The 15824-nt window shown below is 58.2% G+C and carries 16 protein-coding genes and 1 CRISPR repeat array (1 of these 17 running past the window's edge); of the genes, 13 read left to right on the forward strand and 3 right to left on the reverse strand.

The genetic code is table 11. The features are described from left to right. Positions 1 to 124 precede the first annotated feature (124 nt). Both LDZ28_RS15255 and LDZ28_RS15260 read left to right on the forward strand, forming a co-directional pair. Positions 125 to 1717 carry a DUF2213 domain-containing protein gene (locus tag LDZ28_RS15255; RefSeq protein WP_244829223.1) on the forward strand — a complete coding sequence of 531 codons (1593 nt, stop codon included), beginning with the start codon at positions 125 to 127 and terminating at the stop codon, positions 1715 to 1717. A 9-nt stretch (positions 1718 to 1726) separates the two neighbouring features. Further along, complete coding sequence (locus tag LDZ28_RS15260; RefSeq protein ID WP_244829224.1) at positions 1727 to 2257, forward strand: hypothetical protein; 531 nt, start codon at positions 1727 to 1729, stop codon at positions 2255 to 2257. Here LDZ28_RS15260 and LDZ28_RS15265 read toward each other — a convergent pair. After that, the gene (locus LDZ28_RS15265; protein ID WP_244829225.1) at positions 2254 to 2556 is read right to left on the reverse strand and encodes a hypothetical protein; all 303 of its coding nucleotides are present in this window, start codon (positions 2554 to 2556) and stop codon (positions 2254 to 2256) included. The genes LDZ28_RS15260 and LDZ28_RS15265 overlap by 4 nt on opposite strands. An 86-nt stretch (positions 2557 to 2642) precedes the next feature. On the opposite strand from LDZ28_RS15265, the gene LDZ28_RS15270 reads away from it, so the two are divergent. The 6 genes from LDZ28_RS15270 to LDZ28_RS15295 all read left to right on the forward strand — a co-directional run bounded on the left by LDZ28_RS15270 (position 2643) and on the right by LDZ28_RS15295 (position 7423). Beyond that, the gene (locus LDZ28_RS15270; protein ID WP_244829226.1) at positions 2643 to 3113 is read left to right on the forward strand and encodes a hypothetical protein; all 471 of its coding nucleotides are present in this window, start codon (positions 2643 to 2645) and stop codon (positions 3111 to 3113) included. A gap of 7 nt (positions 3114 to 3120) precedes the next feature. Further along, positions 3121 to 3789 (forward strand): DUF4123 domain-containing protein, encoded by a 669-nt coding sequence (locus LDZ28_RS15275; protein WP_244829227.1) that lies wholly within the window; start codon positions 3121 to 3123, stop codon positions 3787 to 3789. Beyond that, positions 3783 to 4265 (forward strand): DUF3304 domain-containing protein, encoded by a 483-nt coding sequence (locus LDZ28_RS15280; protein ID WP_244829228.1) that lies wholly within the window; start codon positions 3783 to 3785, stop codon positions 4263 to 4265. The genes LDZ28_RS15275 and LDZ28_RS15280 overlap by 7 nt, the downstream gene beginning before the upstream one ends. A gap of 14 nt (positions 4266 to 4279) precedes the next feature. Continuing rightward, positions 4280 to 5893 (forward strand): DUF2235 domain-containing protein, encoded by a 1614-nt coding sequence (locus LDZ28_RS15285; RefSeq protein WP_244829229.1) that lies wholly within the window; start codon positions 4280 to 4282, stop codon positions 5891 to 5893. A 32-nt stretch (positions 5894 to 5925) separates the two neighbouring features. Next, positions 5926 to 6174, forward strand: coding sequence for a PAAR domain-containing protein (locus LDZ28_RS15290; RefSeq protein WP_244829230.1), 249 nt, complete (start codon positions 5926 to 5928; stop codon positions 6172 to 6174). Between the two features lie 61 nt (positions 6175 to 6235). After that, positions 6236 to 7423 (forward strand): hypothetical protein, encoded by a 1188-nt coding sequence (locus LDZ28_RS15295; RefSeq protein WP_244829231.1) that lies wholly within the window; start codon positions 6236 to 6238, stop codon positions 7421 to 7423. A gap of 289 nt (positions 7424 to 7712) precedes the next feature. On the opposite strand, the gene LDZ28_RS15300 is transcribed toward LDZ28_RS15295, so the two are convergent. After that, positions 7713 to 8267, reverse strand: a complete 555-nt coding sequence (locus LDZ28_RS15300; RefSeq protein WP_244829232.1) for a hypothetical protein — start codon at positions 8265 to 8267, stop codon at positions 7713 to 7715. Further along, entirely contained in the window at positions 8210 to 9238 is a 1029-nt protein-coding gene (locus LDZ28_RS15305; protein WP_244829233.1) for a hypothetical protein, read from the reverse strand. Before LDZ28_RS15305 ends, LDZ28_RS15300 begins: the two co-directional genes overlap by 58 nt. Positions 9239 to 9349: 111 nt before the next feature. Here LDZ28_RS15305 and LDZ28_RS15310 point away from each other — a divergent pair, with 111 nt between their 5' ends. The 5 genes from LDZ28_RS15310 (at position 9350) to cas6f (ending at position 14873) form a co-directional block, all read left to right on the forward strand. Further along, complete coding sequence (locus LDZ28_RS15310; RefSeq protein WP_244829234.1) at positions 9350 to 10492, forward strand: hypothetical protein; 1143 nt, start codon at positions 9350 to 9352, stop codon at positions 10490 to 10492. A gap of 263 nt (positions 10493 to 10755) precedes the next feature. Further along, the gene (csy1, locus tag LDZ28_RS15315; RefSeq protein ID WP_244829235.1) at positions 10756 to 12153 is read left to right on the forward strand and encodes a type I-F CRISPR-associated protein Csy1; all 1398 of its coding nucleotides are present in this window, start codon (positions 10756 to 10758) and stop codon (positions 12151 to 12153) included. Continuing rightward, on the forward strand, positions 12150 to 13217 hold the full coding sequence (gene csy2 / locus LDZ28_RS15320) for a type I-F CRISPR-associated protein Csy2 (RefSeq protein ID WP_244829236.1): 1068 nt from the start codon (positions 12150 to 12152) through the stop codon (positions 13215 to 13217). Before csy1 ends, csy2 begins: the two co-directional genes overlap by 4 nt. A 67-nt stretch (positions 13218 to 13284) precedes the next feature. After that, entirely contained in the window at positions 13285 to 14301 is a 1017-nt protein-coding gene (gene csy3 / locus LDZ28_RS15325; protein WP_244829237.1) for a type I-F CRISPR-associated protein Csy3, read from the forward strand. A 5-nt stretch (positions 14302 to 14306) separates the two neighbouring features. After that, complete coding sequence (gene cas6f, locus LDZ28_RS15330) at positions 14307 to 14873, forward strand: type I-F CRISPR-associated endoribonuclease Cas6/Csy4 (protein ID WP_244829238.1); 567 nt, start codon at positions 14307 to 14309, stop codon at positions 14871 to 14873. Between the two features lie 131 nt (positions 14874 to 15004). Further along, positions 15005 to 15824: a CRISPR direct-repeat array (repeat unit 28 nt; unit sequence GTTTGCTGCCGCGTAGGCAGCTGAGAAA) (it continues 1856 nt past the right edge of the window).

Genomic DNA, 15824 nt, shown 5'->3' on the forward strand with positions numbered 1-15824 from the left:
CGCTTACGTTGTCAAAGGAAACTAATCGATGCACAGGCATGCTACACGTTAGAGACGTCTGATCTTGTTATGTGGCAAATATTCACAATCTTGACAAGCACAGCGTAAATACGGCGTCATTCGCATGTCAATCGCGCTGCGCGTGCTGGATTTCGGTAACGAACCGCGTCTCGCCTTCGACCGCGCCTCGGTCCGCACCTACGATCAAGACGGTCGCCTTCACGTCGCCATCACACCGATCAGCAAAGCCAACGTCTGCCCGTACCTCGGCAGTGAAATTCCGGATTGGGAAGAGCTTGGCCTTGATGCTCAGCGCACGTACCGGCTGCTGCGTGACCCCGACGAACTCGCGCGCGCCGCCCCGACCTTCAACCGCGTCCCATTGATCGACGCGTTCGACGAGCTTGGTCGCGAGCACATCCAGCTCAGCGCCGCGTCGCCCAAGAAAGAGATCGTGGTGGGCAGCACCGGAAGCGATGCAGCGTTCGATGCGCCGTACCTGCGTAACAGCCTCGTGGTATGGGATGCCAAGGCGATCCGCGGCATCGACGACGACACGCGCCGCGAGATCTCATCGGCGTACTACTACCGCGCCGACATGACGCCGGGCGTCTACGACGGCGAGTCCTACGACGGTGTGATGCGTGACATCCGTGGCAACCACGTTGCGCTCGTGCGCGCGGGCCGCGCCGGACCGGACGTCGCTGTCGGCGATTCAGCATTGGAGAGAACCATCATGGGCAGCACAGCAACGGGTTCACCGAAGGGACTCAAACTTTCGCGTCGTGGGGCGCTCGTGCGCGGCGCGTTACTAGCCTTCCGGCCGACATTGGCCGCCGATGCGCGCACGGACCTTAATCCTGTACTGGCGAGCCTCACGCGCGCGAATTGGCTAACCGGCAAGACGTCGATCCTGGCGTCGCTCAAACCGAAGCTGGCCACCGACGCCGACATTGAGAATCTCGTGGCGCTGCTCGACAGCCTCGATACGGAGGATGCGGGCGAGGGTGACAACGGTGATCCGTCGAAGGCCGACGCTGCGGCCGAGCCAGCAGCCGGTGGGGAACTCGACGGCACCAACGAAGCCGATCCTATCGCTCAGATCCTGAGCGGACTGCGCGGCAAGCTCAGCGACGAGGACCTGACCGGCATCGAGTCCAAGCTTCGCGCGCTCAAGCTCGCGAGCGACCAGGATGATGAGATGGCGGCGGTCGACACGCCCCCTCCGACGCCGGGCACACCGCCACCACCGGGTTCGGCCGCACCCGCAAAGGACACCGATCCGGTGAGCCGTCCGGCGATGGACGCAGCGATTGCCCAAGTGCGCCGCCAAGTTCAACGTGAAGCTCGAGTCGCGATGGACGCAGCCATGCGCGAGGCAGTCAAGCAGGCCGCGAAGGGTGCGGAGACCGCAGCGATCCGGCGCATGCGCGCGGTGGCCGATGCGGAGAGCTTCGTGCAGCCCTGGGTCGGACACCTGGCACTGGCGCAGGACAGCGCCGAGGAGGTCTATCACGCGGCGCTCACGACGCTCGGGATACGCCTCGAGGGCATTCACCCCAGTGCGTTTCGCGCCATCCTCGAGGCGCAGCCCAAACCGGGCATGACGGGTCTACAGCGCACGCTCAATCGTGGTCACCCTGCGATGGACTCGGCTTCGATGAAGAGCTTCGCCGAGCGCTATCCCCACGCGGCCGGCATCAAACAACTCGGCTAGGAGATCGTCATGGGATTCCAGACGCAGGTGTATGTGCAACCGTCGCCCGCTGTCGAGGGCGACTTCGCGTCGGCCAATCCACGCGCCTCGGTGCTCGCTGGTCCCGGCTCGCTCGTGGCCGGCCCGAATGGCGTGATAGTCGGGCGCTTTGCATGGGCGAGCTCGAACGGCGAGGAGAACGTGAGCTCGGGCGAGGTCGACTTCTACAACCTCGTATCGAACACCGGCACCGGCGCCCCCACGGGATTCGTGCATCGCGAGCAGCAGGCGCTGATCACGCAGTGGCTCGCCGAGGCCACGCTGCTGATTCCCGCAGGGTTTGCTGTCACCTTGCATCACGCGGGCGACTTCTGGACGCGCAATGCGGGCACCGTGGCGACTGCAGCCGGGCAGAAGGTGTTCGCCAAACTGACGGACGGCACAGCCGTTCCGGGAGCCGCTGGCGCCTCGGTATCCGGTGCGGTCGAGACCAAGTGGCTCGTGATGTCCGCCGCGGCGCCCGGCGAACTCATGAAGATCTCGACGTGGCCCTTGGGCTAGAGACGAACTGTCCCCGTTGAAGACCCGCGACCGATCCGCGACTCGAATAGGCGGGTGGCGCGGGTCTTCTTTTTTGCGCATGCGACGGCGCCCATGAAGCGAGGCCAACCATGAGAAATAGCGATTTCGACCAACTCGAGCGGACCTTCGGCATCGTCTTGCCGGACGTGCTCGAGTACACCACGGCGCTCATCGCCATGGATGCGCAGCCGCCGCTTGTGACCGCAAAAGACCGGGTTTTGCGCGTTCACCGAGAAGATGCGCGCGCACGGCATCGTGCGCGAGACCAGCAGTTTCAAGCAGAAGAAGTCGCAGGGGACCTGGGGCACAGTGATTTTCCAGCCGTTTGCGATCGCCTCGATGGTCGGGGTCTAGGAGTCACGATATGGCCGCCCGTACCGCCCGCTCAGACACGCTGTCGGACGCGAAACTCGCCGACCCGACGACGCAGCAATCAGACGCGTCACCTGAAATGCAACCCACCGCAGCCGCGCCCTCGGTCGCGCCACCCCCATCCAGCGACACCGTGACGGTGGCCTGCCGCCTGCCGCAGGGGATGCATCTGGACATCGTAAAGCACGGCGAATTGCGCAAGCGCGTGACGCTGAACGGGGCGAACTCCCGTTATGCGGTCGCGGGCTTCGGCATCACCGAGCACGTACCGAAAGCGTTCTTCGAGCAGTGGCTGGCGGATCACCCGGAGCTGCCGGCCGTGAAGAATGGCCTGATCTTCGCGCACCGGCACAAGACATCGGTCGAGGCGCAGGCCGAAGAGCAGTCGGAATTGAAGAGCGGGCTCGATCCGATGGACCCGAAGAAGCCCGGCAAGGATCTCGCGCCGCTATCGAAGGAATGAGGCAGACATGAACGGTCGCACTGACGGTGTTGCATCGGATGGCGGGGTCGCCTTCGACTATGGTCCGTACCTGGTTCGTATCGCGCGAGGGGCCGAGAAGCCATCGAAGCTCCTGACGCGGCTGGCGCACGCCTGCGTAGATGATTACCGCGGCGTGTCGTTCCTGTTCTCTCGCCTGCCAACCGACGATCTGATCTGCGGCCTGAGCGAGCGGCTAGATGCATTGTGCGAGGACGGCAGTGAATGGCAGATGAAATTTTTCGATACGCGCTCGCTCGCCGTGCTTGACCGCGCTTTGTCTGCCGAGCAGCGTCGGGCGTATCTCGGACTCGCAAAACAATGGTGGTATCTCGATAGGTATGGTGAGACGCAGAAATTGATCTTGGCGGACGAGACTGAAGACTCATACTGCGGTCCCCTTCGGCTAAGCGAGCAACAGACTGAGGTCTTTGTGGACGCCAGTTTGCCTGATTCCGTGTTGCATTCGCTGCAGCTGAGCGATGACGATCTCCTCGCTGAGTTCGACGCACAGACTCGCTACCGGGTCTGCGAGGGGATTGTCGCGCAGGCAACAACCGAGGAGTTGCTCAGTCATATGTTGCTGACTAACCGGGTGAGATCGGCTTTGCTCGCAGCACATAAACAAGAGGAACAAGAGGAGCCGAAATCATGCTGAAAAGGCGATTTAAACGTATTGCATTGGCAAGCTTGCTGGCGCTTACGAGTCTCGGGGGGTGCACACAAGATCCATACATGCTCGGAATAATTGGATACAACTACACCGATCGCGCCTTCTGGAACTTCGGAGTGAATGGTCAGGGGGGAGGCAGTGTTGAGCTAAGCACGCCGACTTCTGGCGGTGGAAGTGTTTCCTGCTGCGTCATTATGAGTCGCAAGACAAAAATGCCCTTTTGGGTCGAGGTTGGATACTCAATGGACGCTCTCGAATCCTATCCTTCAAGGAGAATCGTCGATCCGCCCAAGCCAGCCAAAAAAGTACGAGTCGAAGTAAGAGGCTCTATTCCTCCTGATCCGAAATATCTTGAGATTCACTTCTACCCGGACGGTCATATTGAGGCCGCCATATCTGGTTCGGATGGACCCTCGCCGCCGCGATTGAAGCTTGAGCGACGCATGCCCTTTGTACGATAAGAGAATAAATAGCCATGTTGGACATTACTCAGGTTCCTTCCTCGGCTGGTCTGCGGCCGTTGACTTCGAGTGAGCGTGAAAAGCGTGCGGAATCTATGGCTTGCTTCGATGAGAAAAAGCGGCCTGGTACTTCAGACTGTTCGCAATCGCTTTGGATTTCTGTCTTCTTCGACGGTACAGGAAACAATCTTTACATTGACACAGAGAAGTCGGCACATAGTAACGTTGCACGCCTTCATGCGGCACATGCTGAAGATGAAGAAAGGACAGGCACATATCGAATCTATATTAACGGGCTCGGCACACCTTTCCCTGAAGTCGGCGAGATGACAGCGAGCACGCCGGGACTTGCGTTCGCTAGCGGTGGAGACAAGCGTTTGCGGTGGGCAAGGACTCAGTTCGATCAGAGAATCTCCAAAGCGAAAGCTCGCGCGACGAACCCTAAGCAACCGATTCGAATGATCAACGTCGCGCTGTTCGGCTTTTCACGAGGCGCAGCCCTGGCGCGTGCTTTTGCTGTTCGCCTGTCCAAGGATTGCCGACAGGACACCGCCGGATGGCGCTATCAAGGTTACCCGATCCGGGTGTACTTCATGGGCTTGTTCGATACGGTTGCCTCCGCAGGGTTACCCGCTAGTGCCAAATCCGTCGATCATAGTCCAATCCTAAAATTCGCCACCTACGCCATATCGCCGGCTCTGAGCGTCGGACTTAGTATTGCACCGAAAGATGGTCACTACGATTGGGCGAAAAGCCTAAAGATTCCGGCAATGGTAGAGCAGTGCATTCACTACGTCGCCGCGCATGAGGTCCGCGATTCTTTTCCCTTGGATTCCGTGCGTGACGGAAAGCACTATCCTCCGAATTGCTCTGAGATCGTCTATCCCGGAGTGCACTCAGATGTGGGTGGGGGCTATGCGCCCGCAGAACAGACCAAAGCGCTGGAAGACGCGGAAAAGCTAAGTCAGGTGCCGTTGCTACACATGTATCGTGCGGCTCGAACTGCCGGCGTACCGCTGCGATCGTTAAGCACGCTTGGTGCAAAGGTCCAAGCGTCGTTTAGTCTTTCTCCCAAGACCGCGGCTCTGTTTAATCGATATCAACGGCGCGCTCGAGCCGCCGGACCACTTGAGAAAGCTGTCTCCGATCACCTTTTCCCGCTTTACGTCGCACGTAGTCACCTCTCCAAGCTGACCAACGATTCCGCCGCACGCGCACGTCTGCCTAAGGCAAAACAAATACTTGCAAAGACAAATAACGGCGACTTGGTGCCAAAGCAGGACGAGCAACTACGTCTTATTACCAAAGGCGGTCTTGCGATCAATAGTGCGACGGCGGAAGCAGAGACTAAGAAACTGAATGGGAAGACCTTGACCCTGAGGGAATTGACGTTGGCCCGTGCTTATGAAGACGTGTCTTTAATCATCGGCGAACCAAGCGACGCGCAAGCTGAACTCGATTTTTTCGACTACTTGGTACACGATTCTGTAGCCGGCTTTGGAAACGATTTTTCAAAGCTTCAGAATTGGCGAATGATGTACTTCGGCGACGTTTCCTACATGCCCGAAAACGACTGGAGCATTGCCTCAGCGCGTGAGCGTTCGGATAACACTGAGGCAATTGCATAAATTGGTTCAAAGACAAGTAAAAGGAGCACGAAATGATTGATCTCATCCGTCTTGGCGACGACACCGATCACGGTGGCAAAGTCATTACCGCCTCGAAGACCATGCGCTTCGGCGGTAGCTATGTCGCGCGCAAAGGAGACGAGGTAAGTTGCCCTTTGCACGACATCAAGCCTAACCTCGTCATCGACGGTGACGATGGCACGACCGACGGCGGGGTTCCAGTCGCCCGGCACGGCTTTCGTGCTACGTGCGGCTGTCGCCTTATTTCTAGCTTGCGGTAGACGGATGCCCGTCGTTTTACCCCCGGCAGAGTCATCCGAGACCCGTCCCGAGCCGCCACGGATGATTATTTGGCTGGTGCTTCTTGCTGTTGTCATGGCGGGAGGCGCCGTCTATACCTTCGTCGCGTGGCCCAAGAACGAATCGACGCGCACAGCATGGTTCTGGATCCAGCTGTTAGGCATTCCTTTTCTGCTTTGGGCGCTTGCCTACGGATTGCGCTGGCTCTATCACGAACAGGAATGTGATCGGATCGACGCAGTGAACGAAACACTGCGCGCAGACCGAGAAAAAGCAGTGGAGTTTGCCCGCGATCCGCTCGCGGTGCTCGGCTATGCCTATCTAACTGGCGCCGGCACGTCGAACATGGCGAGGCTCATTGCGGAGCCTGCGAACACCGCCGAACTGCCGGCAGGGGAAATCGCAGTCTCGGTTAGCAACTACAAGGAACTGCCGCTGGTCGGTGACGACGATGATCCATCACGCTATCGCGCCTGCTTCGGAGATCTGATCGCGGCGATGGTCGATGTAGTCCGGAAGATTCCCCATGACGCGCCATTTGCCGTTCGTCTGCAGTTGCCCAAGGAGGCGGATCGCGACACCTCGCTTGCGGCATGGCAAGCTTGTTGGACCGCCGCGAAACTTCGACCGACCACTGCCATTCTGATCGAACCCGAACAAGGCGTGATGGCGCTGGATGAATGGCTCGATGTCCGAGGTGGGCCAAAGTTGGAACGGTTCGTCCTTTTTGCTGCTGTACAGCTTCGTGAAGCGCCATTCGACGACAGCACCGAAGCTGCGGTCGCCTTGCTGCTGTCATGGGCGCCGCTCGCCTATCGTTATGAGCTTTGTCCGCTTGCAATACTGCACCGGCCGATCGAAGGTGAGTCGGAGGAGTGCAGGGCTGTACTGACAACCCCTTTGCGGTTTGGGCACGCGACAGGCGATCAAATTAGTGATCTATGGGAAGCTGCTCTGGAGTCCGACGAGAAATCAATCATCTCCCGAGACATTTCAAGCTTGGTGGCCGGCGTGTCAAAGACTGAGAAATTGTCCGGTATTCACGACATTGACAAGACATTCGATCGCCTCGACGGCGCGACCGGATGGCTCACGCTCACGCTCGGTATCGAGCACGCGGCGGATACCAAGCGCCCACAACTAATGGCATGGAGAGAAGGCAGGTTTCGCGTTGCGGTCGCGCAGCCGGGAGGCCAGACATCGACACGCGACGGAATAGAAATTGCCTAAATCTCGTTATTGGATTTTTGTGGGAGCGCTGACCGCGCTCGCTTCACTTTACGCTTGGTCCCATGGCTCGGAACTCGATCCATCTGCTGCCCGAAGGGTGATTTTTGTATGCATGATGGGCGCGATCGTACTCAGTGCACGGGGCGCGCTGTCAAGCACATGGCGCTTGACAGCGCGCTTTGCCCTGCAGCGCAAGCAGGAGCAATTCGAACGCGATCCGCTCGCCCGGCTGAGTGCGGCCGAGACGGTGCGCAAAGAGTCTGTGCCGATCAAACGGGAAGCACTGAAATTAGCGCTTCGCGACCGCCATGGCAGGTGCTGGCGGTACCGCGATCGCTGGATTCTTGTGAGTGGCGACGAGTCGATCGTCAAACGCCTTGCGCCAGGGCTTGCCAAGAACGGCTATGAGATCACCAGTGGTGCGGTTCTGATTTATGCGGCGCAGACAATTGATTTTATCGATGCCGACTGGCTCGACCAGATCCGTCGGTTCCGTCGCCGACGGCCCGTAGATGCGATCGTAGCCGTGATGTGCAATCGGCATTACAAGGACGCTCCATTTGATTCGGAAGAACTTGCACAGCGGCTCACGCGTCAGGCTCGGACGCTGGGCTGGGCGGCGCCTGTGTATCTTGTGAATGCAAAGGATTTCGAGGACAAGCTCCCTGTCTCGGAGGAGGCCATTGGCATTCTTTGGTCCGATAGGCGTCTGAAAGCCGATGCGGTCGAACCCTTGCTCAGCGCGCTTGCTCATCGTCTTGCGGACAGTGGTGTAAGACGCCTCGCTCAAGATGCCCACGATCGGTATGCGGCGCAGGTATCGCAACACATCAGCGAGTTGCATGTCGGGCTTCGGCCGGCGCGCTTCAATGCCGCGTCTTCTTCATCCTCCCGGGCATGGCGCGCGGCACGCGCTTCGGCCGTCTCGATCGCCGGGCGCGGTGGAACCTTGTTGGCATCGACCGGATTGCCCGCCGGATCGAACGCAAAGATTTCGGTCAGGTCGGGCGTCGCCGACTTGAGCAGCCGGCCTACCGGATCGTAGGTGTAATCGGTCACCCCGCGCACATGGTCCTCGATGCGCGTCAGGTTGCCCGCCGTGCTGTACCCATAGGTGCGCTCGGCCAGCACATCGAGCAAATTCACCGAACTCACATGACGCACCGACATCTGTGCGAGCCGTCCCACCGGATCGTACTGGCGCGCCTGCGTGAAGCTGCGGTGCGTGCGCTTGATTTCCCGATGCAGCTTGTCGCGCTCGAAATCCATCAGCGGCTTGCCGTCGAGCATGACGCCGTGGACGTGGCCCGAGCCATAACGCAGCCAGTCGATGGAGCGTGTATTCGGCAGGATGGTCTTCGTGCGATTACCGAGCACATCGTATTGGTGGCGCGTGACGGTCGAATACTGGCCCCGGTAATACGGGCGAACGTGCTGCTCTTCGGCGATCAGGTTGTCCGCGTCGTCGTAATGCAGGCGGGTCGTGCTGCCAGCGGCCGTGGCGGTCGCGAGCCGCCCGCGCGCGTCGTAATAAAAACTCTCGGTCGCTTGCTTGCCGATCGTGCGCGCGGTGAGCCGTCCGATCGGGTCGCGCTCGTAACGCGTCTCGACGCCGGCTTCAGTCGATGCCGCCAGCCGCCCGGCATCGTCCCATGCATAAGCGACGCTGCGCCCGTCGAACCCCGTCTGCTCGATGACCTGACCGAGCGCGTCATAACGAAACTCGGTAGATTCGTGGTTCTCGTTGTTCAGCGTGGTTAGCCGCCCCTGCTTGTCGTAGCGGTACGCGACGCGGCCCCAATCGTCGCCTTTCACGTCGGTTTTGCGGCACTCGTTTTGCAGTCTGCGTGGAGCTTGCATCAGGATGAGCAGAATCACGATGTCGATGCAACGACCGGCAAGCGCGTGAGTTTTGGCCTTATCCGAATGGCCAACATCAAGCCGTTGTTCGATGTTGCCCGGGCGATGTATCGGCAAGGCGCGCCAGCATCCGGTGTGCATGTTCACTTGTGCGTGTATCACTCGCAGTTTGCATTGCTGGCGCGATCGCATATCGAACAGCAACTGGATTCGGTGTTCGATCGTCGGGCGCAGGGAAGCGGCGGGAATCCTGCGTTGCGGCATCCATCGGTGCGCGCGCTGCTCGATGCGCATCCTGAGGAAGATCATCTGTTTATCGTGCTGGCGTCACCGGTGTGCGAGGTCGGGCGGGATTGGGACGCTGACTGGGCAATTGCCGAACCGTCGTCGATCCGTTCGCTGATCCAGCTTGCGGGGCGCGTGCGGCGGCATCGGGCGGGGGCGGTGGCGCGGGCGAATATCGCTGTGCTCGATACGAATCTTCGGTACTTCGAGCGACGTAATCCGAAGCTGGACGCGGTGTTCAGCAAGCCGGGGTTCGAGATGTCAGGCGGCGTATCTCGGGAGTCGGGCGAATCGGCCTATTTCTTCCATTTGCAAACGCACTTCTTGAGCGAGTTGTTGCCGCTGCCTGAAGGCAGTCATTCGTGGCCGATCGATGCTCGGCCGCGTATTTGTCGCGCCGACAAGTTGAAGCCTTCCAAGAGCCTGATCGACCTGGAGCATGGCCGAATGCGTGACACGATGCGGCCGCGCGATGCGAGCAGCATGTCACGTACGCGCATATCGCACGATGCCACGCGGCATTGGCACGCCACGGACGACGAGCGCGTTCGAATCTGGTTGACGGGTGTGCTGCCGCAGATGCAGCGCTTTCGTCATGATCCACTGCGACGCGAAGATATCGCGTTGCTGCCTTCGGAGGACGAGGATGAGTTGCGGTTGCATCGGGTTATCGGTCGGCGGGAGCGAGGGAACGCGCCGTATGTCGATATTCACCACAAGTTCAAGCAGATAGCTGATTCCGAGTTAGTCGGCCCGGGGATTGGTTCGTGGTGTCATGTCGAATTGATGGACCTATTACGGCAATGGGCGGATGCGCACGGACAGAGCGCGTTGGCTAGCGCGGAGAGGGTTGCTACGGTTAGCTTGCATGAATCGCAGAATGGGTGGTGGTTTCACTCGGTGCTGGGGTTTAGGGAGGAGTGAGGATTTGCTGCCTGTTCGGCAGGAATGACAAACACTAAAGATTTGACTTTTTCTCAGCTACCTGCACGGTAGATCCAACAAACTACGTTAGCACGTTTGCAATTCACACATTTAAGAATTTTCGAACCACTAAAGATTTGACTTAGTGAAGTCTGCTCCCTTAATCTATTTCAGGCGAGTTCAGTAGTCAATCAAACACCGAATCTCGCCAATAAAGTTGAGTGGTCCGTTGAATGCTTTTTTAAGGAAAGTTAGGAGAACACATGTCATGTTCACATGCGCCGGGAGCATCTGATTGCTTCCGCGCAGCAATTGACGCCTTCTTGCCTGAACGTCTCCAAGCCAAACTGGACAAGCTTCCCCTCGATGATGCGAAGCGATCAGAACTGATCGCCGACTATCAACGCGGTCCGTGGCTTAATGACGCGGCAAGGCGTGTAAAGCATATACAGGTCGTTACGCATTCGCTGAAGGCGATGCATCCACGAGCACGCGGCACTAATCTCTACATTAAACCTACGGAGTTGCCTTCTCTTAGTGAAGTTGGCAGTCATGCGTTAGGTAATCACTTTGTGGTCGACGTAACAGGTGATGCGGGTGCTCTTGACGTTTACAAGCTGCTTAAGATCGAGTCCGGTGGACGCAGTTTGCTTCAGGCTCTGCTGGACGACGACCAGGCGGCTCTACAGGCTCTCGCGGACGATCCTTCCGAGGCCAAGACGTTGCGAGAGGCGCTGATTAGCATCGTGGCCGAACGCGACGGCGGTCCTGCTTCCCACGGATACGCAAAGCAGTTGTACTGGCTGGTCGGCGACAACGCCGATGACGACGCGCAGTATCACCTTATTTCTCCGCTGCACCCAACCTCGCTTGCTCAGGTCATATACGAGGAAGTGCAAGACGCCCGCTTTGGTGATTCCAACAAGTTGGCGCGTCAAGCATATCGCGATGGCTCGATGTACGAGGGCGCTTATCGTGATTACCGTGATCTCGCAATTCAGAAATTGGGTAGCACTAAGCCGCAGATAGTCTCACAGCTCACTAGCGAGCGCGGGGGAAATAACTACCTGTTGTCGTCACTGCCGCCAATATGGAAAGCCCAACGCAACTTTCTTCCGGTACATACGACATCGATCTTCGCGCGATCCTTCGGCGCACGTCGCTCAGTGCGTGCTGCCGTTCACAGATTGCAGGAGCATTTGTCGAGCAGCCGTCCGAACAACATGCACTTTCGTGACCGCACGAATCGGCTAAGAGAAAGGATCGTCGACGAATTGGTTATCTATGCCGGAGAGCTATTGCTCCAGCCAGCAGGCTGGACGCGGGAACCTTGCTTCGACACGCTCGCTGAAGAGGAAAAGCTCTGGCTCGACCCGTTGCGTGCCGAATTGCCGGAAGAAGGCGACTTCCTGCAAAGATGGCTCGTTATGGACTGGCCCGCGCAGATTGGCATCGGCTTCGGCAACTGGCTCAACGGCCAGTTGCAGGACAAATTGACTCGTGTCAGCTTTGAGGAGGCTCGCGAATGGCGTAGAAAATTGCTAGGCGAGGGCAGTAGCTGGGTGCAACACCTGCGTGATTTGCGAGATCGACTTGGGGCGCCCCACTACATCCCATTTCGCAAGACGCATGGCGAACTGACGGGGCATGAACGCGCATGAAGAACATTAACAGCGCTAACACCGCAAAGGCGTTGCTCGTGTTGCCTCATCTGCACGTACAGAATGCCAATGCCATTTCCGGCGCGTTCACGCACGGCTTTCCGTCCATCACTGCAACTACCGGACTCATGTGGTCTTTGCAGCGCAAGCTCACCATTGAGGACGTTCCGCTAAGGCTGCAACAGGTTGGCGTGATCTGTCATCGATACGACGAGCAGGTGGCCCAGGGCTACGTCAAGACATTCCGTTTGACACGCAATCCCTTGGGCCGTGATGGCAAGCCATCCACGATCGTCGAGGAAGGACGAATGCACCTGGACATCACATTGGTGTTTCAAGTTTCAATCGACGACGCTATCGCTTCATCGATACTGGACCATGAAAAGCAATATGCCGAATGGGCCGATAAGGTTGGGGAGATCGTGTCGCGCATGCGTGTCGCTGGCGGAACGTTGCTGCCGGTCGGTCCCATGCCCGGACGGCGTACCAAACCCTGGATGGCCGAGCTCGCGGATAGCCACGACAAACGGGCGCGCGATTTCGCCCGATGGCGCCGTCAGTGGCTTCCGGGCTACGCGCTTATCGGCCGCGACGATATTTTGAAGAACCGCCACGACGCGTTGCGCGAAAAGCACCCTGACGCCAGCTTGATCGATGCCTGGCTGCACGCTGCTCGATTCAATTATCAGCCCATGCCGGAAAAAGAAGCGGCCGATGACGCTGCATCGTCCACCGCACCCAAGCGCGTGCGTTGGGCCGATCCTAACAGACAAAAGGGCGAAGGCTGGACCGTGCCAATACCCGTGGGCTACGCCGCGCTCACTAAACCGTATCCAGCGGGCAGCGTCGAAAACGTGCGCGATCCGTCCATTCCGTGCGTATTCGTAGAGACGGTGTATTCAATCGGTCAGTGGATCAGCCCGCATCGGCTGAATAGTCTGGATGATTTGCTTTGGCGAGCGGAAACCAATACGGAGATCGGCTTGTATCGCTGTCGTAGCGGTTACGTACCCGATCGCTCCGACACCGAGTTGGACGATGACGAGGAATACGAGTTTGATTGACCGCGGCGACCTTTCGCGTCCGTCGTGGTGTCCTTTGTTTTTATCTTGATTAGGAATATATAAAAAGATGTCTGAGAAAATTGCTACTGCTTCTGTCCTCGCTTTTGAACGTAAGCTGGATCCGTCCGATGCGGTCTTCCACTCTGGCCGTTGGGATGAACGCGACAACGGATCGAAATGGTCGCCGGTTCGTATCCGCGTGAAATCGGTTCGTGGGACGATTTCGAATCGGCTCAAGGCAAAGGGCGGTGATCCAGCCAAATTGGATGCAGCCGTCAATAATGCAAACTTGCAGGCCGTGGACGTTGCTACGCTGCCGGCCGATGCCGACACGCTCCGAGTCACTTTCTCGTTGCGCGTTCTGTCGGGCACGGGCATGCCTTCGGCTTGTAATAACGCAGCGTATAGAGTGCGGCTTCAAAACGTGGTGAATGATTATGTCGCCAAGCATGACTTTACTGAGCTGGCTAATCGCTACGCCGCGAATCTGGCAAACGGACGCTTCCTTTGGCGTAACCGTATAGGTGCGGAAAGCGTGGCGGTCGAAGTATCGCGTCAAAAGAACGGCGAGTGCGTACAGAAACTCGCGTTCGATGCGTTGTCGCTTGGCTTGCGCACGATGGATCAATTCGATTCGAATGTGACGGCGCTGGGCGGACTTATTGCCGACGGGCTTGCGGGTAGAACCCATGTGCTTCTGCGCGTGACCGCGTATGTGCGTCTTGGCTTTGGTCAGGAAGTATTTCCGTCTCAAGAGCTGATTCTGGAGAAGACGGAAAAGAGCAAGACGCTTTATCACGTGGAGAACGTCGCGGCTATTCACTCGCAAAAAATCGGCAATGCCTTGCGAACGATCGATACTTGGTATGAGAACGCGCTGGAATCTGGCCCGATTGCGGTCGAGCCTTATGGGTCGGTCACGACTCAGGGCACGGCCTATCGCCATCCGAAGCTGAAGCCGACGCAAGACTTCTACAACCTCCTCGATGACTGGTTGCTCAAGGACAAGATGCCGGCGGTCGAGCAGCAGCACTTCGTCATGGCCGTTCTGATTCGCGGCGGTGTTTTTGGCGATGCGAACTGACGGCCATGACGACTCACTATATCGACATCACGTTACGACCCGATCCGGAGTTTAGCCGTGTGCATCTGCTTGGCGCTTTGGTGGCGAAACTGCATCGCGCGTTGGTGGAGTTTCGTGCGGACGACATCGGGATTAGCTTTCCGCAATACAGTTTGAGCCCGCGTTTTCTGGGCGATGTGTTGCGCCTGCATGGCGACGAATCGCGATTGCAGGAGCTGATGGCACGCGGTTGGATGCAGGGTATGCGGGATCATGTGAAGCTTACCGACGTTATGCGCGTTCCGTCGGGGGCGATGCATCGCGTCATACAGCGGCGTCAATTTAAAACCAATGTCGAGCGGATGCGTCGGCGTCGAATGCGACGTAAGGGCGAGACGGAAGCGCAGGCCGCTGCGGCGATTCCGGACACGGTCGAGCGTCGGCCTGATTTGCCTTACGTGCATTTACGTAGCGCGAGTACAGGGCAGCCGTTTTGTTTGTTTGTCGATCAAAAGGGCGAGGTGGCTGCGAGCGTGCCGGGGACGTTTAATAGTTATGGGTTGAGTTGCGGAGCAACTGTGCCGTGGTTCTAAACCCTTTTTCTGGAGCGCTGGTTTGTTGATTGGGAAATCAATGAGTTAGCGATATAGGGAGAATTTGGGTTGGTTCGGCGAGAACGGTGTCTTTTGTTGAGTAATCAAGGGGATGGCGTTTAAGTCGGCTAGTTTGCTGCCGCGTAGGCAGCTGAGAAATGTCGCAAGCGCGATCGCGGTGCGTTCGTCGTGTTTGCTGCCGCGTAGGCAGCTGAGAAAAACAGATACCGCAGGTTTTCCGCTAGTGCGTTTGTTTGCTGCCGCGTAGGCAGCTGAGAAAATGCGCCGGTCGCGCCGTCGGGGTCAAGCGCCGTTTGCTGCCGCGTAGGCAGCTGAGAAATGCGAAAGTTGCTGCGCAGAGACGCCAAGACAGTTTGCTGCCGCGTAGGCAGCTGAGAAAAAGGTATCGTCGTGCGTGATGCCGCGCTCAGTGTTTGCTGCCGCGTAGGCAGCTGAGAAATGGGAGTGAAGCTTGTGAAGGTCGGCGAGGAAGTTTGCTGCCGCGTAGGCAGCTGAGAAAGATTGCCTCGTCGAGTTCCGACTTGATGTAATGTTTGCTGCCGCGTAGGCAGCTGAGAAAATGCAGAAAGCTCATTACCCGCGGGATTTTGCCGTTTGCTGCCGCGTAGGCAGCTGAGAAATCGAGCTGGGCGTCGTCGGCGACTTCCACCTTGTTTGCTGCCGCGTAGGCAGCTGAGAAATGCTGAAGGCATATCAATGACAGTCGGCCAATGTTTGCTGCCGCGTAGGCAGCTGAGAAATGCATACTCGCGCGCGGGCGCATTGCCGGTCGGTTTGCTGCCGCGTAGGCAGCTGAGAAAGCGGTGATGTGCCGCGATTTCAACTGACTGGTGTTTGCTGCCGCGTAGGCAGCTGAGAAAGCTCAGCGCCGCGCAGATCGGTCAGGCTATGCAGTTTGCTGCCGCGTAGGCAGCTGAGAAATGACCACGT

The sequence above is a fragment of the Caballeronia sp. TF1N1 genome, from assembly GCF_022878925.1.
Taxonomy (GTDB): Bacteria; Pseudomonadota; Gammaproteobacteria; order Burkholderiales; family Burkholderiaceae; genus Caballeronia.

What these genes read in the sequence shown, in the direction of transcription:
- LDZ28_RS15290 (WP_244829230.1), top strand. Translation starts at nt 5,926, where the DNA reads ATGATTGATCTCATCCGTCTTGGCGACGACACCGATCACGGTGGCAAA.
- LDZ28_RS15280 (WP_244829228.1), top strand. Translation starts at nt 3,783, where the DNA reads ATGCTGAAAAGGCGATTTAAACGTATTGCATTGGCAAGCTTGCTGGCG.
- csy2 (WP_244829236.1), top strand. Translation starts at nt 12,150, where the DNA reads ATGAAGAACATTAACAGCGCTAACACCGCAAAGGCGTTGCTCGTGTTG.
- LDZ28_RS15255 (WP_244829223.1), top strand. Translation starts at nt 125, where the DNA reads ATGTCAATCGCGCTGCGCGTGCTGGATTTCGGTAACGAACCGCGTCTC.
- csy3 (WP_244829237.1), top strand. Translation starts at nt 13,285, where the DNA reads ATGTCTGAGAAAATTGCTACTGCTTCTGTCCTCGCTTTTGAACGTAAG.
- csy1 (WP_244829235.1), top strand. Translation starts at nt 10,756, where the DNA reads ATGTCATGTTCACATGCGCCGGGAGCATCTGATTGCTTCCGCGCAGCA.
- LDZ28_RS15270 (WP_244829226.1), top strand. Translation starts at nt 2,643, where the DNA reads ATGGCCGCCCGTACCGCCCGCTCAGACACGCTGTCGGACGCGAAACTC.
- LDZ28_RS15295 (WP_244829231.1), top strand. Translation starts at nt 6,236, where the DNA reads ATGATTATTTGGCTGGTGCTTCTTGCTGTTGTCATGGCGGGAGGCGCC.
- LDZ28_RS15275 (WP_244829227.1), top strand. Translation starts at nt 3,121, where the DNA reads ATGAACGGTCGCACTGACGGTGTTGCATCGGATGGCGGGGTCGCCTTC.
- LDZ28_RS15310 (WP_244829234.1), top strand. Translation starts at nt 9,350, where the DNA reads ATGGCCAACATCAAGCCGTTGTTCGATGTTGCCCGGGCGATGTATCGG.
- LDZ28_RS15300 (WP_244829232.1), bottom strand. Translation starts at nt 8,267, where the DNA reads ATGCAACTCGCTGATGTGTTGCGATACCTGCGCCGCATACCGATCGTG.
- LDZ28_RS15260 (WP_244829224.1), top strand. Translation starts at nt 1,727, where the DNA reads ATGGGATTCCAGACGCAGGTGTATGTGCAACCGTCGCCCGCTGTCGAG.
- cas6f (WP_244829238.1), top strand. Translation starts at nt 14,307, where the DNA reads ATGACGACTCACTATATCGACATCACGTTACGACCCGATCCGGAGTTT.
- LDZ28_RS15285 (WP_244829229.1), top strand. Translation starts at nt 4,280, where the DNA reads ATGTTGGACATTACTCAGGTTCCTTCCTCGGCTGGTCTGCGGCCGTTG.